This window comes from Microbacterium sp. Ru50 (genome assembly GCF_002920555.1).
Taxonomy (GTDB): Bacteria; Actinomycetota; Actinomycetes; order Actinomycetales; family Microbacteriaceae; genus Microbacterium; species Microbacterium arborescens.
This window is the reverse complement of record NZ_PQSV01000001.1, coordinates 153,936-178,766: the sequence shown is the minus strand read 5'-3', so window position 1 is coordinate 178,766 and position 24,831 is coordinate 153,936. Positions and strand designations below refer to the sequence as shown.

The following is a 24,831-nucleotide window of genomic DNA, read 5'->3' as shown; positions in this document are numbered from 1 at the left end:
CCTCACGGGAGTGTGGGCCGTCACCGCAGCGACGGCCCACACTCTGGTCGTGTCAGAGACAGAATACGTTTATTCTGCGCGCGACCACTTCTCGGCGTTCCACATGATGCCGCTCTGGCCCACCGAGTGCTGAGCGTTCTCGATGTCGGCGGCAGCAGCGTCGACACCGGGGTGGGCGAACAGCGGGATGCCGAACAGGTCGTCCCACAGCTGCTTCTCGATGATCTTCGTCTGCTCGAGGTGGACCGACTCGTCGAGGCTCGTCACGAGCGTCTCCCAGGCCTGGTCGACGACCGGGCTCGAGTAGCCGCCGTAGTTCTGCGGCTTGTCGGTGGCGTAGATGTTCTGGCCCGACGTGATCTGGCCGGAGCCTGCCCAGGCGAACAGGGCCACGTCGTAGTCGCCGCGCTCCTGGGTGCCACCGGGCTGGAAGAAGTCGGCGTTGCCGACATCCTGGATGTCGAACCCGACCTGGTCGCACGACGACTTGATGAGGGCGACCTCGTCGGCACGACGCGGGTTCGGCGCCGAGTAGCCGATGCGGACGACGGTGCCGGCAGCGCCCGCAGCGTCGACGAGAGCCTTGGCCTCTTCGAGGTTGGGCTCGTCGTAGCGGCCGTCGTACGCGGCCGAGACGACCTCGTCGTAGTTCTCCTGGAACGGGAAGACCTCGCGAGCGTTCATGACCTCGGCATCCGAGCTGACCGGCTTGATGAGGTTGTCGACGATCTGCTGGCGCGGCACGCACATCGCGAACGCCTGACGCAGCTCGAGGCTGTTCGCGAGCGACGCGTTGCCCTTGAAGTTGAAGTCGAGGTGCTCCCAGGTGAGCGTCTGGCCGGTCAGCAGCTGAGCGGCGTCGCCGAGCTCCTCGATCTGCGAGACGGTGTCGACCGAGGGCTGCGGGGCGATGACGTCGAGGTCACCGTTCTGCAGCGCCTGGACCATGGCGTCCTGCGCGACGAAGCGGATGACGAGCTCGTCGTTGGCCGCCGGCTCGCCGTAGTAGTTCTCGTTGCGCTTCAGGGTCACCGACTGGCCGGCCTCCCACGACGAGAGGACGTACGGGCCGGAGCTGGGGATGAGCGCCTCGTCCGGCAGCGTGCCGGGGGCGGTGTTCCATCCGGTGTTCCAGAACTCGGCCGCGTCGGCGAGGGCGGCGGCGTCGCCGCCACGGATGGCCTCGACGAGCTCCTCGGTCGACAGGCCGCCCTGCTCGGCGACGACGTGCGCCGGGCTGAGCATCCAGGTCTGGATCTGCCAGTCGGGGTCCGGCGCCGCGAACTCGACCGTGAACGACTTGCCGTCGGCGTCGCCCTGCGGGCCGGCGGGGACGGTGTCACCGAGGTCCTGCGAGACCGAGTTGAACAGGGGGCCCTCGGCACCGGCGAGGTTGGGGTTCTGGACGCCCCAGGCGAGAACGGCGTCGGCGACCGTGATGGGCGTGCCGTCAGACCACTTCGCGTCGTCGGCGATGGTGTACTCGACGACCATCGGGTCTTCCGAGATCAGCTCGTACGAGCCCAGATCGGTGTTCGGCTGGATGGCGCCGACCTCGTCGAAGTAGCTGAAGCCCGCGAGGAGCCGGTCCACGATCGCCGAGTTGTACGTCGAGTACGTCTCGGGCGTGAAGCCGTTGTAGCTGATGAAGTCGTTCGGACCGACCGAAACGGCGATCGACTGACTCGCCGAGGTCGCCTCCTGGTCCCCACCGTCCGCCGGCGCGCAGCCGGCGACGACGAGCGCCAGGGCTGCGGCGCTCGCGGCCGCCATGGAGATACGCGTGAAACGCATTCCCACTCCTGTTCTCTTGATGATCCGGGCGACGGAAGACCTTTCCGTTCCCCGCTCGGTGACCGGGTCGCCGAGCTCAGATGAGAACTACCCTTGCGTGCGTTCGTTTCCAACGTGTTGCGCGAAACGAGTTCGTTAGCAAAATGTGTCCTACGCATGCCGCGATCGGCGTACGCCTTGCTCACCGCGCCGCAGGCCGGCTGAGCACATAGGCAGTCCGGAACCCGCACACCGGCAGATGATGCAGCGCGGGATCGGGTTCAGCCGCCGAAAGCGACGGCGACAGCCGCCCACAGCACGATGACGGCGAGCGGCATCAGGACCGTGCGGTTCCACGTGGCGGTGATCGCGTCGTCCGGCGATTCGGGCGCGTGCTCCTCCCAGGCCGAGCGGATCTCCTCGAGCTCGCGGACGGCGGTCGGCATCCGCTCCGCTTCTTCGCGGACGCTGGACCAGGCACCACGGCCGACACGGGACGGCCGGCTGGGTGACGGACCGCCGAAGGCGGAGATGGAGCGGCCATCGACGGTGTCGACGGTGACCTGCCAGCGCAATCGGATATCGGCGACCGACGGCCAGGGCACACGCGTGACCCTGAGCGGATTCGCTATGACGATCGCGCTCTCGTCGGTCGCGATGAACGGCGCGTAGAGCAGCGTGTAGATGATCCACACCGCCAGGAGGACCCAGGGTGCCAGCAGCAGTCCCTGCACGACGCCGCCCCGGACGAACGCGTCGCCGAGGAGGAAGACGCCGAGCAGGCCGGCGCCGGCGACCGCGATGGTCGCCGACGCCGGCCGGTAGGTCTTGCGCATACTGCGGAGGCTCAGACGCCGAACTGGAATCCGGCGCCGGGGATGGCCGCGAGCAGTTCGCGCGTGTATTCCTCGGTCGAGCGGTCGAAGACCTCGTCGGTCGTCGCCGATTCGACCAGGCGACCCCGTCGCATGACCGAGACGTTATCGGCCACGAGACGCACGACCGCGAGGTCATGGGTGATGAACAGATAGGTCAGGTCGAGCTCCGTCTGCAGCTCCGTCAGCAGGTTCAGGATCTGCCCCTGCACCAGCACATCGAGGGCCGAGACCGCCTCGTCGAGGACGAGCACGTCGGGCTTGAGCGCGAGGGCGCGCGCGATGGCGACGCGCTGACGCTGACCGCCCGAGAGCTCGCTCGGATAGCGGTCCTTCGCCGCTGCCGGGAGCGACACCTGGTCGAGCAGCTCGCGTACCCGCGCCGACCGCTCCTTCTGGGTGCCGAACTTGTGCACCCGCATGGGCTCGGCGATCGTGTCGCCGACACTGTACTGCGGGTCGAGGGTGCCGTAGGGGTCCTGGAAGACCGGCTGGACCCGGCGGCGGAAAGCGAGCTCCTCGGCGCGGCTGAGCCCGCCGAGCTTCTTGCCGTCGAAGTGGATCTCGCCCGACGTCAGCTGCTCCAGCTGCAGGAAGAGCTTGGCGAGCGTGGACTTACCCGACCCCGACTCTCCGACGATCGCGGTCGTCGTTCCCTTCGCCACCTGGATGCTGACGTCGTCGACCGCGACGATCTGCTTGGACGAGAGGCCGCCGGTGCGCACCTTGTAAACACGTCGCGCGTTGCGGATGTCGATGAAATCGCTGCGCGCAGCGACCGCCTCCGCCTCGGCCTCGCGCTCCTCGGCGCGGGCGAGGAACTGCTCCCCCGCGCCGAAGACGTCGACGTCCTCGTGGTGGCGCACCGCCTGGATGCGACGTGAGGCGAGGCTCGGGGCCGCGGACACGAGTCGCTTCGTATAGGGGTGCTTGGGATCGGCGAGGATCTCCTGCGACGGACCCGACTCGACCACGCGACCGCGGTACATCACGACCAGGTGCTCGGCCCGCTCGGCTGCCAGACCGAGGTCGTGGGTGATGAACAGCACCGAGGTGCCGAAGTCGGTGGTGAGCGTGCCCAGGTGGTCGAGGATCTGGCGCTGCACGGTGACGTCCAGGGCCGACGTCGGCTCATCGGCGATCAGGAGCTTCGGGCGCGCGGACAGACCGATTCCGATGAGGGCACGCTGACGCATACCGCCGGAGAACTGGTGCGGGTACTGCCGCATCCGGTCGGCGGCGTCGGGCAGCCCCGCCTCGGTGAGGACCTCGACGGCACGATCGCGGACCGCGGCGCGACCGGTCGCGCTGCGGTTCGAGCGGACGGCCTCGCGCACCTGGAACCCGACGGTCAGGACCGGGTTGAGGTTCGACATGGGATCCTGCGGGACATAGCCGATCTGCGCTCCGCGCACGGCCTGCAGCTCGCGGTTCGACAGTGCCGCGAGGTCGCGGCCCTCGAACATGATCTGGCCGTCGGTGATGCGCCCGGTGCCCGGCAGCAGACGGATGATCGCCTGCGCCGTCGTGGACTTACCGGAGCCGGACTCGCCGACGATCGCGACCGACTGGCGCGGATAGATCGTCAGGTCGACGCCACGGACGGCCGGGACGAGTCCGGCCTTCGTCTGGAACCCGACGTGGAGGTTGCGGATGTCCAGCAGCGGCGTGGCATCCGAGGACGTGGTGTCGCTCATCGGCGCGCACGCTCCTTCGGGTCGAGGGCATCGCGCACGACGTCACCCAGCATGAGGAAGGACAGGACCGTCACCGACAGGGCGGCGGCGGGGTAGATCAGCACCATGGGGCTCGTGGTGAGCGACTGGCGCGCGGAATTGATGTCGTTGCCCCAGCTCATCACTGTGCCGGGCAGACCGATGCCGAGGAACGACAGGGTCGCCTCGGCGACGATGAACGTTCCGAGCGACACCGTGGCCACGGCGATGACGGGCGCGATCGCGTTCGGCAGCACATGGCGCAGCAGCACGCGCCAGCGCGAGACGCCGAGCGCGATGGACGCCACGACGTAGTCGGCCTGCTTCGCCGTCAGGACCGCGCCGCGCATGATGCGAGCGATCTGCGGCCACGCGAAGACGGCGATCACGAGGGCGACGACGAGCGGCGTCCGGTCGGGCACGACCGACATGAAGACGATGGCGCCGAGCACGGTCGGGATGGCGAAGAAGATGTCCGCCACGCGCGACAGGATCGCGTCGAGGATGCCGCCGTAATAGCCGGCGAGGGCGCCGACGATCGAGCCGAAGATCGTCACCATGAGCGTCGCGATGAAGCCGACCATGACCGACGACTGCGTGCCGTAGATCACGCGGGCGTAGACATCGCAGCCCTGGCGCGTGAATCCGAAGATGTGTCCGGCACGCGGTCCGGCGTTGCTGTCGGCCAGCTGACAGTTCGCGGTCGGCGACACGGGCGAGAAGAGCCCGGGGAACATCGCGACGACGAGGATCAGCACGATGAGCACGGCGGAGACCCAGAACATGGGCCGACGGCGCATCGACTGCCACGCGTCGCTCCAGACCGTGCGCGGCTTGTCATCGGTCGAGACGGCGTCGATGGCCTGGAGCGGCGTCTCCTCCTCGGGAGCGACGAAGTGTTCCTGATTCCGGCGGAGATTACTTGGCATAGCGGATCCTCGGGTCGAGCCAGGCGTACAGGAGATCGACGAGCAGGTTCGCCAGCATGATGATGATGACCATGATGGCGACGAAGGACACGACCGTGGGTCCCTCACCGATCGTGATGGCGCGATAGATCGTGCCGCCGACGCCGTTGATATTGAAGATGCTCTCGGTCACGATCGCGCCGACCATCAGCGATCCGAGATCCACGCCCAGATAGGTCACCACCGGGACGAGGGAGTTGCGCAGGACGTGCACCGTGACGACCCGACGGCGGCTGAGGCCCTTGGCCGTCGCCGTACGTACGAAGTCGGCTGAGAGGTTCTCCGCGACGGAGGAACGGGTGAGGCGGACGATGTACGCGAACGACACCGTCGCGAGCACGATCGCCGGCAGGAGAAGCTCGTTCCAGGGCGCACCCGCACTGACCGTGGTTCTGAACCACCCGAGCTGGATGCCGAGGATGTACTGCAGGACGAAGCCGATGACGAAGGTCGGCACGGAGATGAGGAGCAGGCTGACGACCAGGGCGGTGGCGTCGAAGAGCTTGCCCTTGCGCAGGCCGGCGATGAGACCGACGACGATGCCGAAGAACGCTTCGATCGCGAGGGCGAGGACCGCCAGCCGCAGCGTGATCGGGAACGCCTGAGCCATGACGTCGATGACGGGCCGGCCCGAGAACGTCGTGCCCCAGTCACCCTGCAGCAGCGCCCCGATGTACAGGAAGTACTGCACGATGAACGGCTTGTCGAGGTTGTACTGCGCCCTCACCGCCTCGATGACGGCGGGAGACGGCTGACGCTCGCCGTACAGGGCGGCGATCGGGTCTCCCGGCAAGAGGAAGACGAGGGCGTAGATGAGAAGGGTCGCCCCGAAGAAGACGGGGATCAGCTGAAGCAGCCGTCGACCGATGAACCAGAGCATCGACGAATAGTTCCTAAATGGGTTCGGGTAGTGAGGGCGAGAGGCCCCGGTCAGCACGGTGTCCGGGACGCGAACGCGCCCCGGACACCGTACTCGATGATCGCCTGGAGCCGAACTCAGCCCTTGGTGACCTGGTTGTAGAGCGGCACCGAGTCCCAGCCGAAGACGACGTTGTCGACGCCCTCGCCCCAGACACCGACGGCGTTCTGGTACCACAGCGGAACGCTGGGCAGATCGCGCATCAGGATCTCCTGTGCCTGCTCGTACAGGCCGGCCGCGTCCTCGATGGACGGAGCCGATGCGGCCTGCGTCAGCAGCTGGTCGAACTCGGGGTTGGTGTAGCCCTCGTAGTTGGAGCTGGCGCCGGTGCTGTACTGCGCCGACAGGAAGTTACCCTGCGACGGGTAGTCCGCCTGCCATCCGGCGCGGGTGGCACCGGTGAGGGTGCCGCTCGTGCGCAGGTCGAGCGCAGCGGCGAAGGTCGGCTGCGGCGAACCGACTGCCTCGATGCCGAGCGTGTTGGCGATGCTGTTCGCGACAGCATCCACCCAGGCCTGGTGGCCGCCGTCGGAGTTGTACGTGATGGTGAACGGTCCGGCGTACGGGCTGATCGCCTCGGCCTCGGCCCACTTCGCCTTCGCCTCTTCGGGGTTGTACTCGAGGACCTCGGACCCGGGCAGGTCGTCGCTCCAGCCCTCGACGACCGGCGACGTGAAGTCGGTGGCCGGCGTGCGGGTGCCCTGGAAGATCGTGTCGGTGATCTCCTCGCGGTTGATCGCCATCGAGATCGCCGCACGACGCAGCTGACCCTCTTCGTCGTTGCCGAAGTTCGGCAGGTAGAAGGGGATGTTGAAGCCCTGGTAGATCGCAGCGGGCTGGTTGACCGAACGCTCCGGGAAGTCCGTCTCGTAGGTCGCGAACGCAGTGTCGGGCACGGTGTCGAGCACGTCGAGGTTGCCGCCCTGCGCGTCGGCGTAGGCCGACTCGAGAGAGGTGTAGAAGACGATGTTCAGACCGTCGTTCTCGACCTCGCGCACACCCTTGTAGTCGGGGTTCGGAACGAGGTCGATGCCCTCGTTGTGGCGCCATGCGCCCTCGCCGTCGAGCATGTACGGGCCGTTGCCGACGGGGTTCTCGCCGAACGCCTCGAGGTCCTCGAAGGCGACGGACGGCAGCGGCATGTAAGCCGTGTAGCCGAGGCGCAGCGGGAAGTCCGCGTCGGGAGCCTTGAGCGTGACCGTGAAGGTCATGTCGTCGACGACCGCGAGGCCGGTGGGTGCGGTGCTGCCGTCGTCGGACGCGCCCTCGATCGTGTAAAACCAGTACGCGCCGTTCTCATCCTGAGCACCGGCGGTCCAGGTGTCGACGAACGTCTGAGCGGTGATCTCTTCACCGTTGGTGAACTTCCATCCGTCGGCGACGGTGATCGTCCAGACGACGTTGTCATCGCTCTCGATCGAGGAAGCGACCTCGTTCTCGATCGTGCCGTCAGCCTTGTAGCTGACCAGGCCCGCGTAGATCGAGGTGAGGATGCGGCCGCCGCCGGTCTCGGTGGTGCCGAAGGTCAGCAGCGGGTTCTGCGGCTCGGTGCCGTTCGTGGTGATGATCGCGGAGGCGTTGGAGCCCCCGCCCGTGTTGCTGTCGCCGCCGGCCGAGCAACCGGCCAGCGTGAGCGTGACGGCGGACACCAGCGCGATAGCGCCGACTCCCCAACGTCGTCTCGACATGTTTCCTCCTGGGTGACGGGTACGCGCTCACGGTCGACGGCGGCAAGGACACACCGGTGTCCGGAGCACGGGATATACCCCCGACGATAAGCGCGCTCCCGCCCTGTGACCGCATCCAGGCCCAAACCGTTACATGTCGGCAACAATCGCGCCCGTGGGGTTGTCATCGTGCACCGGGTGAGCCTCGGCCTCTGCGCGGTGCGTCAACCGGGATGCCGGGCGTCCGATCGCAACCATCCGCGAACACCTTCCACTTCACCCACGAGAGCGCACGCACGCTTTCGATAGGAAGGTCCGCGGGCATGATCACCTCGCTGATGTAAGGTCGAGTCGTTCCGGATCCCACCGGAGCCCACGACCGAAGGAGAGCCGCTGTGGTGGACGACGCCATCCTCATCTACGCGAGCACGCTGGCCGCCGACATGCGCCACGTCATCCCCCACGACGTGCACGACCCGTTCCTCTACATCGAGGTCGACGGCGCGCCGCACGTGGCCATCAAGTCGCTCGAGGCGGCGCGCATGCGCGATGTGCCGGGTATGACCGTGTTCCCCCTCGACGAGCTCGGCTTCGACGACTTCCGCGCCGCCGGCCAGGACCCCGACCTCGCGGAGCTCTCCACTCTCGTCGCCGCCTGCCGCAAGCTCGGCGTGACACACGCCGCAGTGCCGCCCACCTTCCCCCTCGAGGTGGCCGACCACCTGCGCGCCAACGGGGTGGAGGTCCGCGTGGACCGCGACCTGTTCGTGCAGCGCCGTCGCGTGAAGACTCCGCACGAGCTCGCCGGCATCCGCCGCGCGCAGGTCGCCGCTGAGGCGGGCGTCTCGCTCGTCGCCGATGCCATGCACCGCGCCACCGTCGACGCCGACGGCGGTCTTCTGCTCGACGGCGCACCCCTGACCTGCGAGGACCTCAAGGACCGCATCCGGTCGGTCTTCCTCCGCAACGGCTGCGAAGACGCGGGCATGATCGTCGCCCATGGCGCCCAGACGTGCATCGGGCACCACGCCGGATCGGGTCAGATCTTCGAAGGTGAGCCGGTCACGGTCGACATCTGCCCGCGCGACATCGCCTCGGGCGGTAATTCGGACATGACCCGGACCTTCGTCAAGGGCGACATCGACGACGAGCTCGCCTTCTACTACGACATCGTCAAGAAGTCGTTCGACGCGACGCTCGCGGCGATCCGTCCGGGACTGCCGGTGGCGGAGCTGCACCGCATCTCGTGCGAGCCCATCGAGGCCGCCGGCCAGCCGACCCAGCTGACGAAGAAGCCGGGCGAGGTGCTCGACGAGGGGTACTTCCACTCGCTCGGACACGGCGTGGGCCTCGAGGTGCACGAACCGCCGAGCCTCAACCAGAACGATGCCGTCCTCGTGGCCGGTGACGTCATCGCCATCGAGCCGGGCTGCTACCGCCAGGGCTTCGGAGGCGTTCGCCTCGAGGACATCGTGCTGGTGACCGAGGACGGCTACGAGCTCATCTCGGACTACCCCTACGACCTCGTGCCCGTCTCGCTGCCCCGGGGCAAGTGAGGATGGCGCGCGACGCCCGGATCGACGACCGCGCCGACGAGATCGTCGCGAGCTGGCGGGAACTGTGCCGCTTCCCGACAGTCGCCGGTCGCCTCGACGCGATCGCAGCGGCCGCCGACTGGATCGAGGAGCGCCTCGCGCCGCTGATGGATCGCGTCGTGCGCTACGACATCCCCGGTTATGGTCCCGTCGTGGTCGGTTTCCGAGCCGGAGCGAGCGATGCGTCGCTGCTGCTGTACAACCACTACGACGTTCAGCCCGAGGGCGATCCGTCGCGCTGGACCTCGCCGCCGTACGCCGCCGAGATCCGGGACGGTGCGATGTACGCGCGCGGCGCGTGCGACGACAAGGCCGACGTGGCGGGCCGTCTCGCCTCGCTTCGCCTCTGGATCGAGGACCACGACGGGCGGACTCCGTTCGGCGTCATCTACCTCGCGGACCCGTGCGAGGAGATCGGCAGCCCGGGCCTGGACGCGGTCCTCGCCGCGCACGCGGCCGAGCTGCGGGCCGACGCGTGCCTGTGGGAGAGCTACCTCCGCGAGGAAGACGGGCGCCCCGCCGTCGGGTTCGGATGCCGGGGCTCGCTCGAGATCGAGCTGTCGCTCGACATCCTCGCCGCGGCGCAGCATCCGTCGTACTCCTCGATCCTGCGCTCCGCACCGCTCGAGCTGATGGCGGCGATCTCGTCGATGCGCACCGACGACGGCCGGATCGCCGTCGCCGGTGTGCGGGATGAGGCTCTCGTCCCCGACGAGCGCGCACGTCGCCGCACGGCGGACATCACCCTGCCCGGACCCTCGATCGCGCGTGACGGCGTGTCGCCCTATCTGCCGGGGACGGACGCGGAGCTCTCGACGCGGTTCGTCTTCGAGCCGTCGGTGAGTCTCTCCGGGTTCGACCTCGACGAGGGCGTGCGGCAGAGCATTCCGGCGTCGGCGTCCGCACGCGTGCGCTTCGGGCTCGTCCCCGGGATGCAGCCGGAGCGCGTGGTGGATGCCGTCCGCGCCCACCTCGCCGCACGGCATCCGGATATCTCGGTATCCGTCATCCGCGCCCTCGCGCCCGCGTACTCTCCGGTCGATTCCGCCTTCGGCGAGGCCGTCGTGCGCGCCGCCGGGCATGCCTTCGGCGCCGACGCGGTCGTCTACGACGTGATGACGGGAGCGGGTCCCGGCGCCCTGTTCCTCGAGTACCTCGGAGCCCCCATCATCTCCCCCACCGGTACCCTGCGACCGGCCGGGAACATGCACGGCTACGATGAGCACGGCTACGTCGAAGACTTCCTCGACCACGTCCAGTTCACCCTCGACGTCCTCCGAGAGCTCGAACGCAGCGGCTTCGCCGACACACCCCGGGGAGGGGCATGACGACCGATCCAGCGCACCTGCGCTCGCTGCTCGAACCCGAGCGCGAGGTCCTCGAGATCGACGACGTCGATCGGCGGATCCTGCATCGCCTGCACGAGGACGCCCGTGCGTCGATGCGCAGCATCGCGGCGGACGTCGGGATGTCGGCTCCGGCTGTCGCAGAGCGCATCGCGCGGATGGAACGCGGGCACGTCATCCGCCGGCACACGATCGAGCTCGACTGGGCGGCGCTGGGATATCCGATGCTCGTCGTGATGCCGTTACGGCTGACCGGGAACGCCGACGCCGCGGCGGTGCTGACCGCGCTGAAGGCGATCGACGCCATGACGGAGGTCATCGTCCTCGCCGCTGGTTACGACCTGATGGCGCGGTTCCGTGTTCGCGACCATGCCGATCTGCAGCGCCTGCTCGTCGAGCAGGTCTGGCCGATCCCGGGCATCGACCGCGTCGAGACCATGCTCGCCATCGGCCGCCTCGCCGATCCCGAGCCGCTGCAGCACGTCCTGGCGACCGAGACCCCCGCGCGCAAACGCCGCCGCCCATGAGCCGCCCTCCCCCGGCTTAACATCGACCCGGGAGGAAGAATGACGCACGTGTCACGGACCCGGCTGTGGTGGGAGATCGCCCTCGTTCTGGCGCTCTCGGTCGGCCGGTCGGCGTTCTTCTCGGTGCTGTCGTTCCTCGAGGCGGTGACCAGCCCGGTGAGCCTCGGTGACCAGTCGACCTCGCTCAATCCCGGTGCAGCGACCGTCGACCCGTGGCAGGTGGTGTCGCAGGTCTTCTCGAACCTCTTCAACCTCGCGCCCGTCGCGTTGGCGATCTACTTCCTCTGGGAGCCGGGCCGCTCGGCGCTGCGCCGGATCGGCCTCGACTTCCGGCTGTTCGGAAAGGATGCCGGCACCGGCATCCTGCTCGTCGCCATCATCGGTGTTCCGGGCCTCGGGCTGTACGCACTCGGACGGGCACTGGGGATCACCGTCCAGGTGGGGGCCGCGCCGCTCGACGGCGGGTGGACGGCCATCCTGCTCCTCGCCCTCGCGGCGCTGCGGGCCGGCCTCACCGAAGAGGTCATCTTCATCGGCTACCTGTTCGACCGGCTGCGCCGGCTCGGCTGGAGCACCTGGACGATCATTCTGTCCACGGCGGCGCTTCGCGGCGCCTATCACGCGTACCAGGGCGTCGGTCCGATCTTCGGGAACATCGCTATGGGCGTGGTCTTCGGATGGGTCTATCACCGCTGGGGCCGAGTGATGCCGCTCGTCATCGCGCACGTCGTGATCGACCTCATCGCGTTCATCGGCTATCCGCTCGCCGCGGCGTGGTGGCCCGGACTCTTCTGACCCTCTGGTGGCATCGAGAACGTACCCCGCCGTCGAGCACACACGTTAGACGGTGCGTGCTCGACGGGACGGTGCGCTCTCGCGAAGCGGACGGCCGTTCAGGCGAAGGCCTCCGGCGGCGGGCAGGCGCACACGAGGTTGCGGTCGCCGTAGGCCTGGTCGATCCGGCGCACCGGCGGCCAGTACTTCCCGCGGACGAGGGACCGCACGGGATACACCGCCTCTTCGCGCGAGTAGGCATGCGCCCACTCCGACGCCACGACCGCCTCAGCCGTGTGCGGAGCGCTCACCAGCGGATTGTCGTCGGCGGGCCACTCCCCTGCAGCCACCCGGTCGGCCTCGGCGCGGATCGCGACCATCGCCTCGATGAAACGGTCGATCTCGGCGAGATCCTCCGACTCCGTCGGTTCGACCATGAGTGTTCCCGCCACCGGGAACGACATCGTCGGCGCGTGGAAGCCGTAGTCGATCAGTCGCTTCGCGACGTCGTCCACGGTGATGCCGGTGCGCTCGCGCAGCGGACGGAGATCCAGGATGCACTCGTGCGCGACGAGACCTCCTTCGCCCGCGTAGAGCACCGGGTAGTGCTCGCGGAGCCGCACCGCGACGTAGTTCGCCGCGAGGACAGCCGCGCCGGTCGCATCGCGCAGGCCGCGCGCGCCCAGCATGCGCACGTACGCCCAGGAGATCGGGAGGATGGACGCCGAACCGTAGGGCGCCGCCGACACCGGGCCACTCTCGAACACGAAGCCGCCGGCGTGCTCCGCGCGCTGCGCGAACGGATGCGACGGCAGGAATGCCGCGAGGTGCGCCTTGGCCGCCACGGGACCGACACCCGGTCCGCCGCCGCCGTGCGGGATGGCGAACGTCTTGTGCAGGTTGAGGTGCGAGACGTCGCCGCCGAGGTCGCCGAAGCGGGCGTAGCCGAGCAGCGCATTGAGGTTCGCACCGTCGACGTAGACCTGCCCGCCCGCCGCGTGCACCGCCTCGGTGATGGCGAGCACCTCGTGCTCGTAGACGCCGTGGGTGGACGGGTAGGTGATCATGAGGGCCGACAGGGTCTCCGCATGCTGCGCGATCTTCGCGCGCAGGTCGTCGAGATCGACGTTGCCGGCCTCGTCGCAGGCCACCACGACGACGCGCATCCCGGCGAGCACGGCGGATGCCGCATTCGTGCCGTGCGCCGACGACGGGATGAGGCAGACGGTGCGGTCGTCGTCGCCGCGTGACCGGTGGTAGCCGCGGATCGCGAGGAGCCCGGCGAGCTCGCCCTGCGAGCCGGCGTTGGGCTGCAGCGACACGGTGTCGTAGCCCGTGACCTCGGCGAGCCAGGCCTCGAGCTGCTCGACGAGGTCGAGGTACCCGCGCACGTCGTCGGCGGGCGCGAACGGATGCACCCGTGCGAACTCCGGCCAGGTCACCGCGGCCATCTCGGTCGCGGCATTGAGCTTCATCGTGCACGACCCGAGCGGGATCATGCCGCGGTCGAGCGCGTAGTCGCGATCGGCGAGGCGCTTGAGGTAGCGCATCATCGCCGTCTCGGAGTGGTGGCTGTTGAAGACCGGATGCGTGAGGTACTCGTCCTCGCGCAGCAGCCCCGGCAGGGCGTGCCGCTCCGGCCACGCCCGGCCGGCGACGAAGGCGAACGCGCGTTGGTCGGGCCCGCCGAACGCCTGCGCGATCCGGTGCAGGTCGGTCGTGGTCGTCGTCTCGTCGACCGAGACGCCGACCGTGTCGCCGTCGCGGAGCCACAGCTGGTAGCCGAGCTCGCGCGCGGCCGCGACGACCGCGCCGGCCCGACCCGGGACCCGGACGGTCAGGGTGTCGAAGAAGTACCGGTGCGCGACCTCTGCGCCGGCCTCCGTCAGCCACTCGGCGAGCAGCGCCGCGTGGCCGGCCGCCGCCTGAGCGATGCCCCGCAGCCCGTCCGGCCCGTGGTAGACGGCGTACATCGATGCCATCACGGCGAGCAGCACCTGCGCGGTGCAGATGTTCGACGTGGCCTTCTCGCGCCGGATGTGCTGCTCGCGGGTCTGGAGCGACAGCCGGTACGCCGGGTCGCCCGCGGCGTCGACCGAGACGCCCACGAGGCGCCCGGGCAGCTGCCGCTCGAGACCGGAGCGCACCGCCATGTAACCGGCGTGCGGGCCGCCGAAGCCCATCGGTACGCCGAAACGCTGCGTGGTGCCGACGGCCACATCCGCGCCGAGCGAACCGGGTGATCGCAGCAGGGTCAGCGCGAGCAGATCCGCGGCGACGACGACGAGACCGCCGGCGGCCTGCACCTCGCCGATGACCGCGCTGGGGTCCCACACCCGGCCGGACGCGCCGGGGTACTGCACGAACGCCCCGAACACCGGCTCGTCGGACGGGCGCGGGGCGGCGTCGGCGAAGTCGATCTCGCGCAGTTCGATCCCGAGCGCCTCGGCGCGATGTCCGAGCAGCGCCTTCGTCTGCGGCAGCGCATCGGCGTCGACGAGGAACACGTTGCTCCGCGACTTCGACGCCCGACGAGCCACGAGCATGCCCTCGACGACGGCCGTGGCCTCATCGAGCATCGACGCGTTCGCCGTCGCGAGCCCGGTCAGGTCGGTGACCATCGTCTGGAAGTTGATGAGCGCCTCCAGACGGCCCTGCGAGATCTCCGGCTGGTACGGCGTATATGCGGTGTACCAGGAAGGGTTCTCGAGGACGTTGCGCTGGATGACGGCGGGCGTGAAGGTGTCGTAGTACCCGAGGCCGATCATGGACCGCGCCGGACGGTTGCGCGACGCCATCGCCCGCAGCTCCGCGAGTGCCTCGTGCTCGGGCACCGCCGCCGGGATGACGCTGTCGGAGATCGCACCCACCTGAATGGCTGCCGGTACGGCTCGCGCGAGCAGCGCGTCGACGTCGGGATAGCCGAGCGCGTCGAGCATCCGCTGCTGGGCGGCGCCGTCGGTGCCGATATGACGGGCGGCGAAAGCGGAGGTCATCGCTCTCCGCCGGTGAGCTCGACGTACGCGGCGCGGTCGAGCAGCGCGTCGGCATCGGCCGGCTCGATCTCGATGCGAACGAGCCAGCCGTCGCCGAACGGTCCGGCGTTGACGAGCGAGGGATCGTCGACGACGGCCTCGTTGATGTCGACGACTGTTCCGCTGAGCGGGGCGTAGAGCTCGCCGACGGATTTCGTCGACTCGATCTCGCCGCAGACGGTGTCGGCGGTCACGGCCGTGCCGACGGCCGGGAGATCGACGAACACGACGTCACCGAGCTTCTCCGCGGCGTAATCGGTGATGCCGACGGTCGCGGTGGTGCCCGAGAGGGCGACCCACTCGTGCTCGGCGGTGTACTTCAGGGCGTCGAGATCGGTCATTTCTTCCTCCGGTAGAACGGCAGCGTGGTGACGGTGGCGGGAATGCGGGTGCCGCGGACATCGAGACCGAGCTCGGTACCCGGTGCGGTGTGATCGGGTGCGACGTAAGCCATGGCGATGGGATGCCCGAGGGTCGGGCTCAGGGCGCCGCTCGTGACCTCGCCGACGCGCTCGCCGTCGGGGCCGAGGACGGCGTAGCCCGCACGGCCGGCGCGGCGGCCCTCCGAGACGAGACCGACGAGCACGGGCGCCGAGGTCGACGCGCGGGCGGCCAGGCCCTCGCGCCCCACGAAGGCACCCTTGTCGGCGGCGACCACGCGGCCGAGGCCCGCCTGTGCGGGAGCGACGTCGAGCGACAGCTCGTGTCCGTAGAGCGGCATCCCGGCCTCGAGCCGAAGCGTGTCGCGCGAGGCGAGTCCCGCGGGGGCGAGCCCGAGCGGCGCCCCGGCCGCGAGCAGGGCGTCCCAGAGGGCTTCGGCCGCACCGGCCGGGATCATCAGCTCGAACCCGTCTTCGCCGGTGTACCCGGTGCGCGCCAGGAGCAGGGGCTCGCCTGCGAACTCGCCCGCCGTCCACGCGTAGTAGCGCGTGTCCGCGAGTGCGAGTCCGGGCGTCGTGAGACCCGGGGTGGCCTCGAGCACGGCCAACGCGGCGGGGCCCTGGACGGCGAGGAGGGCGTAGTCGTCGGTGAGATCGCGGACCTCGGCATCCCAGCCTTCGGCCCGCTCCTGCAGCGCGGCCCACACCGCCGCGCGGTTGCCGGCGTTCGCGATGATCAGGAAGCGCTCGCCGCCGAGGCGGTAGACGATGACGTCGTCGATGATGCCGCCGTCGTCGGCGAGGACGAGCGAGTACTTCGCCTTCCCGACGCGCATCGTCGAGATCGCCCCGGCGAGTGCCGCGTCGAGGCATTCGCCGGCGACCGACCCGGTCACCTCGAGCTCGGCCATGTGCGAGATGTCGAACAGTCCGGCGGCGGTGCGCACGGCGTGGTGCTCGGCCAGGTCGGACGTGTAGCGGACGGGCATGAGCCAGCCGCCGAAGTCGGTGAACGACGCGCCGAGGGCAGCGTGACGATGGTGCAGGACGGTGGAGCGGGGATCTGACATGAGTTCTCCCGTTGCGGGCGGGCGGCTGCCACGGCTGCGGCATCCGGAACTCCCCCTCTGTCTTGGGCCTGAGAGTTTCACCGGGAGAACCCGGCTTTCACCGTCGGCGGATCCCCGAGAGGATCGCTTTCCAGAGCGGCCGGACGCGCGCGGTACGCGGACCTGAGAGATTGGCGGGGAGGCTTGCTCCTTCGGTGCCCGGATTGCTCCGGGGCTCTCCCGCGTGCGTCATGCGGCCTGTCTTCAGTTGCGCGATCAGCATAGCGTCACCGCTCTCGAGAACGCGCAGGCGGTGAGCACCGCCCGCCGGTCAGCGGGTGCAGCTCCCGGCGCGCACGGCGGGAGCATCCGCCGAGACGCCCGCGAGCACGGGCAGCAACTCCGTCGTCGTCATCGCGTATCCGCGTCGCTCGTCATCCGCACCGCGCGCGAACACGACTCCGGCCACGTCACCGGCGTCGGTCAGCAGCGGCCCGCCGGAGTTGCCGGGCCTGACATCGGCATCGAGCGCGTAGATCTCGCGGGGCGTGCTCGACTGGTCGTAGATGTCGGGGACCGGCGCCGAGCCGACCGACAGAACGAAGGCGGCACCGCTCGTGAACGGGCCACCGAGCGGATAGCCCTGGACGGCGACGGCTGCGCCGGCGGCGACCGGCGGGACGACCGGCAGCGGTGTCGCCCCCAGATCGGACACGGCGATGACGGCGAGATCGTCTACCGGGTCGAAGTAGACCACGCGCCCCTCGCGCGCGTCGCGGCCGGGGAGCTCGACGACGGGCGTGTCGACGCCCGCCACGACGTGCGCGTTGGTCACGATGAGGTCGTCGGCGGCGACGAAGCCCGAACCGGTCATCGACACGCCGCAGGCGTAGGCGGTGCCGCTGATGCGGGCGACGGATGCCGCGGCACGCTGCAGCTCGGGGTCGTCGAGCGCGACCGCGGGGGCGGTCGGCTCCACCTCGGGGCGCAGCAGGTCGCCGATGCGCGGGATCCCCTCGTCGATGACGAACCCGCGCACCTCGGCGAGCGCGGTGTCGACCGGGTCGGGGGTGAGGCCGTCGATGAAGGAGAGCACGCGCGACGAGGCCACGGCTGTGGCGACGAGCGGCATGCCGCTCGCCGTGACCGCGCCGGCGCCGAGCAGGAGGACGAGACCGCCCGCGATCGTCGCACCGCCGGCCCCGAGGATGCGGTCGAGGACGCGAAGCTTGGCCCGGTCGACCCCGCGGCGCAGGGCGGCCCCGATCGCCGTGCCGAGCGCGGTGCACAGGACGATGATCGCGATGGCGCACACCGCGAGCACGAGCGATCGGTACTCCCAGTCGGCGACACCGGGCGCGATGAGGGGAACGGCCCAGACGGCGAGGAGCGAGCCGATCACGAGCCCGGCGAGCGATCCCGCGATCGCGACGAGGCCTCGCGTGACGCCGATGGCGAAGAAGCCGACGAGGAGGATCACGACGATGACGTCGACCAGCAGCACAGGACCTCCTCGGGAACGGCTGACAGCGTACGTGCTCCCGCTGTGAGTCCCCCGGTTTGCCGTTCGTGTCGCTATGACTATAAGATCGTTGCGAAACAGTTAGGGTCACAATGACACGAAGTAACGGCGAGGCCGCCCACGACGACATCCGAGTCGCCGTGTCGACGGTCATCTTCAGCCTCCGACACGGTGGCGAGGATCTCCCGTCCGTCGTCCTCCCCCTCGTTCGCCGCACGCGCGACCCCCACGCCGGGCAGTGGGCTCTTCCCGGCGGATGGCTCGACGTGTCGGAGAACCTCGAGGCCGCGGCATCCCGGACCCTCGCCGAGACGACGGCGCTGACCCCGAGCTATCTCGAGCAGCTCTACGTCTTCGGCGACGTCGGACGCTCCCCCGCGCGGGTCGTGTCGATCGTCTATTGGGCGCTCGTGCGCGAAGACGTCGCGTCGACGCCGCTTCCCGAGGACGAGAACGTCGCCTGGTTCGACACGGCCGACCTGCCGGAGCTGGCGTTCGACCACCGCAGCATCATCGAGTACGCGCTGTGGCGGCTGCGCAACAAGGTGGGTTACAGCCGTATCGCGCACGGGCTGCTCCCCGATCTGTTCACCCTCGCCGAGCTTCGCGAGGTCTACGAGGCCATCGGCGGTAAGCGTCTCGACCCGGCCAACTTCCGCCGTCAGGTCGAGGGGTCGGGCACCCTCATCCCGACACGCGAGTTCCGCACCGGTAGCCACCGGCCCGCCCGCCTGTACCGCTACAACCACGATGTCGAGCTCGCCGACCGCGGCCCGCTCCCCCGATGAAGGAACGCGCATGACCACATCTCCGCTCACGCTGTCGCCGCGACCCATCGACCCGAGTGTCGACCACGGCATCCAGGCGATCGTCGCCGGGGCGTCGACCGCCCAGACGTGCACCACCGATCTCGCCGCGGGGCCCTGGAGCTTCGACACGCGGCCCGGGTACGGCCCGGGATCGTCGATGGGCGACGTCATCCCGGCGGGAGCACCGCGCCAGGGCGAGCTCCCCGAGTACTACCGGACTGCCGACGAGGCCGAGCTGCACGACCGGATCGCCGACGCGAAGGCCGCCCTCGGCGACCGCGTCGTCGTGCTGGGGCACTTCTACCAGCGGGAGGAGGTGGTTCGACATGCCGACTACGTGGGCGACTCGTTCCAGCTCGCGGAGGCCGCGAAGGCTCACCCCGAAGCGGAGGCCATCGTCTTCTGCGGGGTGCATTTCATGGCGGAGACCGCCGATCTCCTGTCGCAGCGCGAGCAGGCCGTCATCCTGCCGAACCTCGCCGCGGGGTGCTCGATGGCCGACATGGCCTCGATCGACGAGGTCGAGGAGTGCTGGGAGCAGCTCGCGGAGATCTACGGCGCCCTCGACGAGCCCGATGCCGAGGGACTGCTTCCGGTGATCCCGGTCACGTACATGAACTCGTCCGCGGCCATCAAGGGCTTCGTCGGCCGCAACGGCGGCATCGTTTGCACCTCGTCGAACGCGCGCACGGTGCTCGAGTGGGCATTCGCCCGGGGGCGGCGCGTCCTCTTCTTCCCCGACCAGCATCTGGGCCGCAACACGGCGAAGGCGATGGGGGTCGCCCTCGACCGGATGCCGATGTGGAACCCTCGGCGGCCGCTCGGAGGCAACGACGAAGCGTCCGTGCGAGACGCGCGGGTCATCCTCTGGCACGGGTTCTGCTCGGTTCACCGCCGCTTCACCGTCGATCAGATCGAGCGCGCCCGCGCCGAACACCCCGGCGTCCGCGTCATCGTCCACCCCGAGTGCCCGATGCCGGTCGTGGACGCCGCAGACGAGGCGGGCTCGACGGAGTACATCCGCCGCGCGATCGACGGCGCGACCGAGCCCTCGGTCTTCGCGGTCGGCACCGAGATCAACCTGGTCCAGCGGCTCGCCGCGCAGTACCCGCAGCACCGCATCTTCTGCCTCGACCCCGTGGTGTGCCCGTGCTCGACGATGTACCGGATCCATCCCGGCTACCTCGCGTGGGTCCTCGACGAGCTGCGCGCGGGGCGGACGCCCAACCGCATCCAGGTCTCCGACGACGTCGCGGTTCCCGCGCGCGCCGCGCTCGAACGGATGCTGGCGGCTCGGCCGTGACCCGCCGGGTCGTCGTCGTGGGCTCGGGCCTCGCCGGCGGGATGTGCGCCCTGCGAGCGGCCGGCATCGGCTGCGAGGTCGTGCTGGTCACGAAGGGGGCCCTCGGCGAGGGAAGCACCGCCTGGGCGCAAGGCGGCATCGCCGCGGTGACCGCCGTGGGCGACTCCGTGCTCGCCCACGTCGACGACACCCTGCGCGCCGGGGCGGGCCTCGGCGAGCGCGACGCCGTGCGCGCGCTCGCGTCCGCGGGTCCGGACGCCGTCGGGGCGCTCGAGGCGATCGGAGTCGCGTTCGATCGCGACGACAGCGGAGCGCTGCGCCTCGGACTCGAGGGAGCCCACCGGGTTCCGCGCATCCTGCACGCCGGCGGCGACGCAACCGGCGACGCGATTCAGCGGGCGCTGAACCGGGCGCTGAATGCAGCACCCGTCGACATCCGCACCGATGCGTTCGTCACCGAGCTCGTGGTCGAGGACGGGGCGGTGCGCGGGGTGCGTGTCCTCTCGGGTGAACGCACCGACACGCTGACGGCGGATGCGGTGGTCCTCGCCACCGGCGGGGCGGGCCAGCTGTACGCGCATACGACCAATCCAGCCGTCGCGACGGCCGACGGGGTCGCCCTCGCCCTACGCGCCGGAGCGACCGTCACGGACCTGGAGTTCGTGCAGTTCCACCCCACCGCGCTGACGGACGGGACGCTGGTGTCCGAAGCCGTGCGCGGCGAGGGCGCCGTCCTCGTCGACGAGCGGGGGCACCGCTTCTGCGTCGACGCGCATCCCGACGCGGAGCTCGCTCCACGAGACGTCGTGGCACGCGCGATCGCGAGCGCGATGGCCCGTCAGGAGGGGCGGCCGGTGCTGCTCGATGCCACCGGGCTCCGCGAGACGCCGTCGGCGACGGCGGCGTTCCTGGCGGCCCGCTTCCCGACGATCGACGCGGCCGTACGAGCGCGCGGGTGGGACTGGTCGCGGCATCCGGTTCCCGTCACTCCGGCCGCGCATTACCTGATGGGCGGCGTCGCGACGGATCTCGACGGCCGGAGCGACCTCGACGGCCTGTTCGCGGTCGGCGAAGTCGCGCGCACCGGCGTGCACGGAGCCAACCGCCTGGCGTCGAACTCGCTGCTCGAGGCCGTCGTGTTCGGCACGCGCGCGGCCGACGCGATCACCGGTGCCGCGCGACGGACGACTCCCGTCTCGCCGGGCGGTGCACAGTCGGCTCGAACGCCGGCGGCCGCGTCGGCGGTCCCCCGGCGGACCCCGACGAGCGAACCGTTCAGCCGCGAGGCACTGCAGACGCTGATGTGGGAGCACGTCGGCCTGCAGCGCGATGCCGCCGGACTCGGCCTCGCGCTCGGCGCCCTCGACGCGTGGACGCAAGCCGCAGCGCCACCCCGCTCGCGCCGCGAGCACGAGGACGCCAACCTGCTGCTGGTGGCCCGCGCGCTCACCGCGGCCGCTCTCGGACGGCCTCGGTCGCTCGGCGCCCACCACCGTCGCGACGACGCATCTGCCGCCCCGTTCATCGACACCGCCCTCACGTCCGCCGTCCTGCGCGAGAAGGTCGCATGATGCTCACCGCCCGTCAGATCGCCGCCGTCGTCGGCCCCGCCCTCGACGAGGACGCTCCCTGGGGCGATCTCACCAGCAGCTCGTTCATCCCCGCCTCCGCACGCGCGACAGCCGCGCTCGTCTCCCGCGTAGAAGGCGTCCTCAGCGGTGTGTCGGTGTTCGCGGCCGCCTTCGCACTCACCGACCCGGGGTGCGAGGTCGTCATCGACGTTCCCGACGGTGCGCGCATCCGCCCCGGCGACACGCTGGCGACGGTGCGCGGGCCGGCTCGCGCGGTGCTGACCGCCGAACGGGTGGGCCTGAACCTCGCCCAGCGGATGTCCGGGATCGCCACGCTCACACGCCGCTATGTCGACGCGGTCGCGGGCACCCGGGCGCGGATCACCGACACTCGCAAGACCACTCCGGGGCTCCGCGCGCTCGAGCGGCAGGCCGTCCGGGACGGCGGCGGCCACAACCACCGGTTCTCCCTCTCGGATGCCGTCATGCTCAAGGACAACCACCTCGGCGTCATCACCGCCGACGGCACCGGACTGACCGAAGCGCTGCAGCGGGCGATGGCTCGACTTCCCCACACCACCCACGTCGAGGTGGAGGTCGATCGGGTCGACCAGATCGAGCCCGTGCTCGCGGCGGGCGTCGACACGATCATGCTCGACAACTTTTCGCTCGATGACCTGCGCCGCGGTGTCGCGCTCGTCGGCGGTCGCGCGAGCGTCGAGGCATCGGGCGGGGTCTCCCTCGAGAGCGTGCACGCGATCGCCGAGACCGGTGTCGACATCATCTCGATCGGAGCGCTCACGCATTCCGCACCCGCCCTCGACCTCGGCCTCGATCTCATCGTCGACGCGCACTGATGCTGTACCTCGATCACGCCGCGGGCGGTCCGGTGCGCCGTGAAGTGCTCGAGGCGATGGCCCCGTTCCTCACGGGACGATTCGGCAATCCCTCGAGCGTCCACACGGTCGGCGAGGACGTAGCTGGGGCGCTCGAGGACGCCCGCCGCCGCACCGCGACGGTGCTCGGCATGCGCGCGGGAGACATCGTCTTCACCTCCGGCGGCACGGAGGCGAACAACCTCGCGATCGCCGGCATCGCGCTCGGGGCCCGAGGGCGCACGCCCGGCCACATCGTCACGACCGCGGTGGAGCACGACTCGGTGCTCGCCGTCTGCCGTCATCTCAAGCGGATCCACGGATACGAGGTCGACGTCCTTCCCGTCGACGCCGCAGGGCGCGTGACCCCGGATGCCGTCGCGCGGGCCGTGCGCGACGACACCGCCGTCGTGAGCGTCGGCTATGCCAACAACGAGGTCGGCACCGTCCAGGATGTCGCCGCGATCGCACGAGCCCTCCCGTCGGTGCCGCTGCACGTGGATGCCGTCCAGGCCGCCGGCTGGCTGCCGCTCTCCGGCACCGGCGCCTCGGCCCTCTCCATCGCGGGGCACAAGATCGGCGCACCCCAGGGCATCGGTGTCCTCGGCGTGCGCGGCCGGCTTCCGCTCGAACCCGTGCTGCACGGCGGAGGTCAGGAGCGCGGCCGGCGCTCCGGCACGCAGAACGTCGCGGGGGCGGTCGGGCTCGCCGTCGCGCTCGAACTCGCCGAGCGCGAGCGCCACGACGCCGTTGCGCGTGCCACCGCCGCGCGCGACGCGTTCACGGCTCGCGTGCTCGACACCGTCTCCGGCGCGCGCGTCACCGGCGACCCGGATCGGAGGCTTCCCGGCCTCGCCTCCTTCACGTTCGCCGCGACCTCGGGCGAGGCCGTGCTCCTCGAGCTGGAACGGCGCGGGATCGTCACGAGCAGCGGGTCGGCCTGCGCCGCGGGCAGCGACGAGCCCTCGCACGTCCTGACCGCGATGGGCATGCACCCCGACGACGCCCGCACCGCGGTCAGATTCAGCTTCGATCGCGCAGCGCCGCCCGATGCGTCGGCGCTCGCCGGAGCCGTGGCCGACGCCGTCTCGGCAGTACGATCGGGGTCGTGAGCCCGCCCGTCGTCACCGTCATCGTCCCCGGCCGCGACGTCGCCCCCTATGCCGAGGAGGCCCTGGAGTCGCTTCGCGCCCAGACCCTCGTCGAGTGGACCGCGATCCTGATCGACGACGGGTCGCGCGACGCGACCGGCGACATCTTCGCCGCGGCGGCGGCATCCGACGAGCGGTTCCGTGTGCGCGCACACGACCGTCCCGTCGGCCTGGGGGCCGCGAGGAACGCCGGGCTCGATCTCGTCGACACTCCGTTCGTCGCCTTCCTCGACGCCGACGACGTCCTGACCGCCTCGGCGCTCCAGCGGTGGGTCAGCACGCTCGACGCATCGGGCTCCGACTTCGTCGCCGGCGCGTACGTCCGGCTGCGACCGACCGACGAGGGCTACGTCCCGGGCCCCGTGCAGCCCTGGGTCGCGGCGTCCACGCAGCCGGCACGCACGGGGGTGACCCTCGCGGACCATCCGGAGGCCTCGGGCAACATCGTCGCTTGGTCCAAGGCGAGCCGCATCGAGTTCTGGCGTCGTCACCGCCTGCGCTTCCCCGAGAACCGGCTGTACGAAGACCAGCTGGTGGCGCAGCAGATGTACACGCGCGCCCGCGCCTTCGACGTGATCCCCGACGTCGTCGTGCACTGGCGCGAACGCGCCGACGGATCGTCGATCACCCAGCACCGCGCGCAACTGCCGGTGCTGACCGACTATCTCGAGGCGCTGCGATCGGGCCTCGCCGTCCTCGACTCCGCCGATGCCCGCGACGCCGCCGCGGCCCGCGTGCGCCTCGTGCTCGACATGGACGTCCCGCCGCTCGTGCGCATCGCCGCGACCCACCCCGATCCCGAGTACCGCCGCCGGGTGGGCGAGCTGGTCCGCGACTTCCGCGAGCGGGCGCCGGGCCACCGCCCGAGCGACCCGGCGACGACGGACCTCTGGGACATCGCCCGTCTCTGGTGATCCATCATGCGCGTCCACGCTGATCGCCCCGGAGCGAACGCTGGCGCCGTGTCCGCACCCCCG

At 70.3% G+C, this 24,831-nt stretch carries 20 protein-coding genes and 1 riboswitch; of the genes, 10 read left to right on the top strand and 10 right to left on the bottom strand.

The window, feature by feature from the left end; translation table 11 throughout:
* Positions 1–69: 69 nt before the first annotated feature.
* The 6 genes from C3481_RS00780 to C3481_RS00755 all read right to left on the bottom strand — a co-directional run bounded on the left by C3481_RS00780 (position 70) and on the right by C3481_RS00755 (position 7,938).
* Positions 70–1,794, bottom strand: coding sequence for an ABC transporter substrate-binding protein (locus tag C3481_RS00780; RefSeq protein WP_023950501.1), 1,725 nt, complete (start codon positions 1,792–1,794; stop codon positions 70–72).
* Between the two features lie 260 nt (positions 1,795–2,054).
* Positions 2,055–2,609: a PH domain-containing protein gene (locus C3481_RS00775; RefSeq protein WP_071918047.1), complete on the bottom strand. Its 555-nt coding sequence runs from the start codon at positions 2,607–2,609 to the stop codon at positions 2,055–2,057.
* An 11-nt stretch (positions 2,610–2,620) separates the two neighbouring features.
* The gene (locus tag C3481_RS00770; protein WP_071918046.1) at positions 2,621–4,345 is read right to left on the bottom strand and encodes an ABC transporter ATP-binding protein; all 1,725 of its coding nucleotides are present in this window, start codon (positions 4,343–4,345) and stop codon (positions 2,621–2,623) included.
* Positions 4,342–5,292, bottom strand: coding sequence for an ABC transporter permease (locus C3481_RS00765; RefSeq protein ID WP_023950496.1), 951 nt, complete (start codon positions 5,290–5,292; stop codon positions 4,342–4,344). The genes C3481_RS00770 and C3481_RS00765 overlap by 4 nt, the downstream gene beginning before the upstream one ends.
* A complete protein-coding gene (locus tag C3481_RS00760; RefSeq protein ID WP_023950495.1) occupies positions 5,282–6,211 on the bottom strand; it encodes an ABC transporter permease in 930 nt (309 codons plus the stop codon). Before C3481_RS00760 ends, C3481_RS00765 begins: the two co-directional genes overlap by 11 nt.
* Before the next feature lie 116 nt (positions 6,212–6,327).
* Positions 6,328–7,938 (bottom strand): ABC transporter substrate-binding protein, encoded by a 1,611-nt coding sequence (locus C3481_RS00755; protein ID WP_023950494.1) that lies wholly within the window; start codon positions 7,936–7,938, stop codon positions 6,328–6,330.
* Between the two features lie 374 nt (positions 7,939–8,312).
* Here C3481_RS00755 and C3481_RS00750 point away from each other — a divergent pair, with 374 nt between their 5' ends.
* The 4 genes from C3481_RS00750 to C3481_RS00735 are packed head-to-tail and all read left to right on the top strand — an operon-like array spanning position 8,313 to position 12,180.
* The gene (locus C3481_RS00750; RefSeq protein WP_023950492.1) at positions 8,313–9,473 is read left to right on the top strand and encodes a Xaa-Pro peptidase family protein; all 1,161 of its coding nucleotides are present in this window, start codon (positions 8,313–8,315) and stop codon (positions 9,471–9,473) included.
* Between the two features lie 2 nt (positions 9,474–9,475).
* Entirely contained in the window at positions 9,476–10,840 is a 1,365-nt protein-coding gene (locus tag C3481_RS00745) for a M20/M25/M40 family metallo-hydrolase (RefSeq protein WP_103840436.1), read from the top strand.
* A complete protein-coding gene (locus C3481_RS00740) occupies positions 10,837–11,385 on the top strand; it encodes an Lrp/AsnC family transcriptional regulator (RefSeq protein ID WP_023950488.1) in 549 nt (182 codons plus the stop codon). Before C3481_RS00745 ends, C3481_RS00740 begins: the two co-directional genes overlap by 4 nt.
* Positions 11,386–11,424: 39 nt before the next feature.
* Positions 11,425–12,180: a CPBP family intramembrane glutamic endopeptidase gene (locus tag C3481_RS00735; protein WP_103840434.1), complete on the top strand. Its 756-nt coding sequence runs from the start codon at positions 11,425–11,427 to the stop codon at positions 12,178–12,180.
* A gap of 98 nt (positions 12,181–12,278) precedes the next feature.
* Here C3481_RS00735 and gcvP read toward each other — a convergent pair whose 3' ends face one another.
* The 4 genes from gcvP to C3481_RS00715 form a co-directional block, all read right to left on the bottom strand.
* Positions 12,279–15,155 carry an aminomethyl-transferring glycine dehydrogenase gene (gcvP, locus tag C3481_RS00730; RefSeq protein WP_103840432.1) on the bottom strand — a complete coding sequence of 959 codons (2,877 nt, stop codon included), beginning with the start codon at positions 15,153–15,155 and terminating at the stop codon, positions 12,279–12,281.
* Positions 15,152–15,535, bottom strand: a complete 384-nt coding sequence (gcvH, locus tag C3481_RS00725; RefSeq protein WP_023950482.1) for a glycine cleavage system protein GcvH — start codon at positions 15,533–15,535, stop codon at positions 15,152–15,154. The genes gcvP and gcvH overlap by 4 nt, the downstream gene beginning before the upstream one ends.
* A complete protein-coding gene (gene gcvT / locus C3481_RS00720; RefSeq protein WP_103840430.1) occupies positions 15,532–16,644 on the bottom strand; it encodes a glycine cleavage system aminomethyltransferase GcvT in 1,113 nt (370 codons plus the stop codon). Before gcvT ends, gcvH begins: the two co-directional genes overlap by 4 nt.
* Positions 16,645–16,784: 140 nt before the next feature.
* A riboswitch (glycine riboswitch) is annotated at positions 16,785–16,876 on the bottom strand.
* A 78-nt stretch (positions 16,877–16,954) separates the two neighbouring features.
* Entirely contained in the window at positions 16,955–18,127 is a 1,173-nt protein-coding gene (locus tag C3481_RS00715) for a MarP family serine protease (RefSeq protein WP_103840428.1), read from the bottom strand.
* A gap of 110 nt (positions 18,128–18,237) precedes the next feature.
* On the opposite strand from C3481_RS00715, the gene C3481_RS00710 reads away from it, so the two are divergent.
* Genes C3481_RS00710 through C3481_RS00685 form a run of 6 tightly spaced genes read left to right on the top strand, consistent with a single transcriptional unit; the run spans position 18,238 to position 24,768 of the window.
* On the top strand, positions 18,238–18,933 hold the full coding sequence (locus C3481_RS00710; protein WP_103840426.1) for an NUDIX domain-containing protein: 696 nt from the start codon (positions 18,238–18,240) through the stop codon (positions 18,931–18,933).
* Between the two features lie 10 nt (positions 18,934–18,943).
* Positions 18,944–20,257, top strand: a complete 1,314-nt coding sequence (gene nadA, locus C3481_RS00705; RefSeq protein WP_064956504.1) for a quinolinate synthase NadA — start codon at positions 18,944–18,946, stop codon at positions 20,255–20,257.
* Positions 20,254–21,828 (top strand): L-aspartate oxidase, encoded by a 1,575-nt coding sequence (gene nadB, locus C3481_RS00700; protein ID WP_258038988.1) that lies wholly within the window; start codon positions 20,254–20,256, stop codon positions 21,826–21,828. Before nadA ends, nadB begins: the two co-directional genes overlap by 4 nt.
* Complete coding sequence (gene nadC / locus C3481_RS00695; RefSeq protein WP_103841937.1) at positions 21,828–22,685, top strand: carboxylating nicotinate-nucleotide diphosphorylase; 858 nt, start codon at positions 21,828–21,830, stop codon at positions 22,683–22,685. Before nadB ends, nadC begins: the two co-directional genes overlap by 1 nt.
* Positions 22,685–23,815 (top strand): cysteine desulfurase family protein, encoded by a 1,131-nt coding sequence (locus C3481_RS00690; protein WP_103840424.1) that lies wholly within the window; start codon positions 22,685–22,687, stop codon positions 23,813–23,815. The genes nadC and C3481_RS00690 overlap by 1 nt, the downstream gene beginning before the upstream one ends.
* Entirely contained in the window at positions 23,812–24,768 is a 957-nt protein-coding gene (locus tag C3481_RS00685) for a glycosyltransferase family 2 protein (RefSeq protein ID WP_023950466.1), read from the top strand. The genes C3481_RS00690 and C3481_RS00685 overlap by 4 nt, the downstream gene beginning before the upstream one ends.
* The last annotated feature ends 63 nt before the right edge of the window (positions 24,769–24,831 follow it).

Excerpts from the sequence above, each read along its gene's own strand:
- gcvP (WP_103840432.1), bottom strand. The coding sequence starts at position 15,155 with ATGACCTCCGCTTTCGCCGCCCGTCATATCGGCACCGACGGCGCCGCC.
- gcvH (WP_023950482.1), bottom strand. The coding sequence starts at position 15,535 with ATGACCGATCTCGACGCCCTGAAGTACACCGCCGAGCACGAGTGGGTC.
- C3481_RS00735 (WP_103840434.1), top strand. The coding sequence starts at position 11,425 with ATGACGCACGTGTCACGGACCCGGCTGTGGTGGGAGATCGCCCTCGTT.
- C3481_RS00710 (WP_103840426.1), top strand. The coding sequence starts at position 18,238 with ATGACACGAAGTAACGGCGAGGCCGCCCACGACGACATCCGAGTCGCC.
- C3481_RS00760 (WP_023950495.1), bottom strand. The coding sequence starts at position 6,211 with ATGCTCTGGTTCATCGGTCGACGGCTGCTTCAGCTGATCCCCGTCTTC.
- C3481_RS00770 (WP_071918046.1), bottom strand. The coding sequence starts at position 4,345 with ATGAGCGACACCACGTCCTCGGATGCCACGCCGCTGCTGGACATCCGC.
- nadA (WP_064956504.1), top strand. The coding sequence starts at position 18,944 with ATGACCACATCTCCGCTCACGCTGTCGCCGCGACCCATCGACCCGAGT.
- C3481_RS00740 (WP_023950488.1), top strand. The coding sequence starts at position 10,837 with ATGACGACCGATCCAGCGCACCTGCGCTCGCTGCTCGAACCCGAGCGC.
- C3481_RS00780 (WP_023950501.1), bottom strand. The coding sequence starts at position 1,794 with ATGCGTTTCACGCGTATCTCCATGGCGGCCGCGAGCGCCGCAGCCCTG.
- C3481_RS00775 (WP_071918047.1), bottom strand. The coding sequence starts at position 2,609 with ATGCGCAAGACCTACCGGCCGGCGTCGGCGACCATCGCGGTCGCCGGC.
- C3481_RS00745 (WP_103840436.1), top strand. The coding sequence starts at position 9,476 with ATGGCGCGCGACGCCCGGATCGACGACCGCGCCGACGAGATCGTCGCG.
- gcvT (WP_103840430.1), bottom strand. The coding sequence starts at position 16,644 with ATGTCAGATCCCCGCTCCACCGTCCTGCACCATCGTCACGCTGCCCTC.
- nadC (WP_103841937.1), top strand. The coding sequence starts at position 21,828 with ATGCTCACCGCCCGTCAGATCGCCGCCGTCGTCGGCCCCGCCCTCGAC.
- C3481_RS00765 (WP_023950496.1), bottom strand. The coding sequence starts at position 5,292 with ATGCCAAGTAATCTCCGCCGGAATCAGGAACACTTCGTCGCTCCCGAG.
- C3481_RS00690 (WP_103840424.1), top strand. The coding sequence starts at position 22,685 with ATGCTGTACCTCGATCACGCCGCGGGCGGTCCGGTGCGCCGTGAAGTG.
- C3481_RS00755 (WP_023950494.1), bottom strand. The coding sequence starts at position 7,938 with ATGTCGAGACGACGTTGGGGAGTCGGCGCTATCGCGCTGGTGTCCGCC.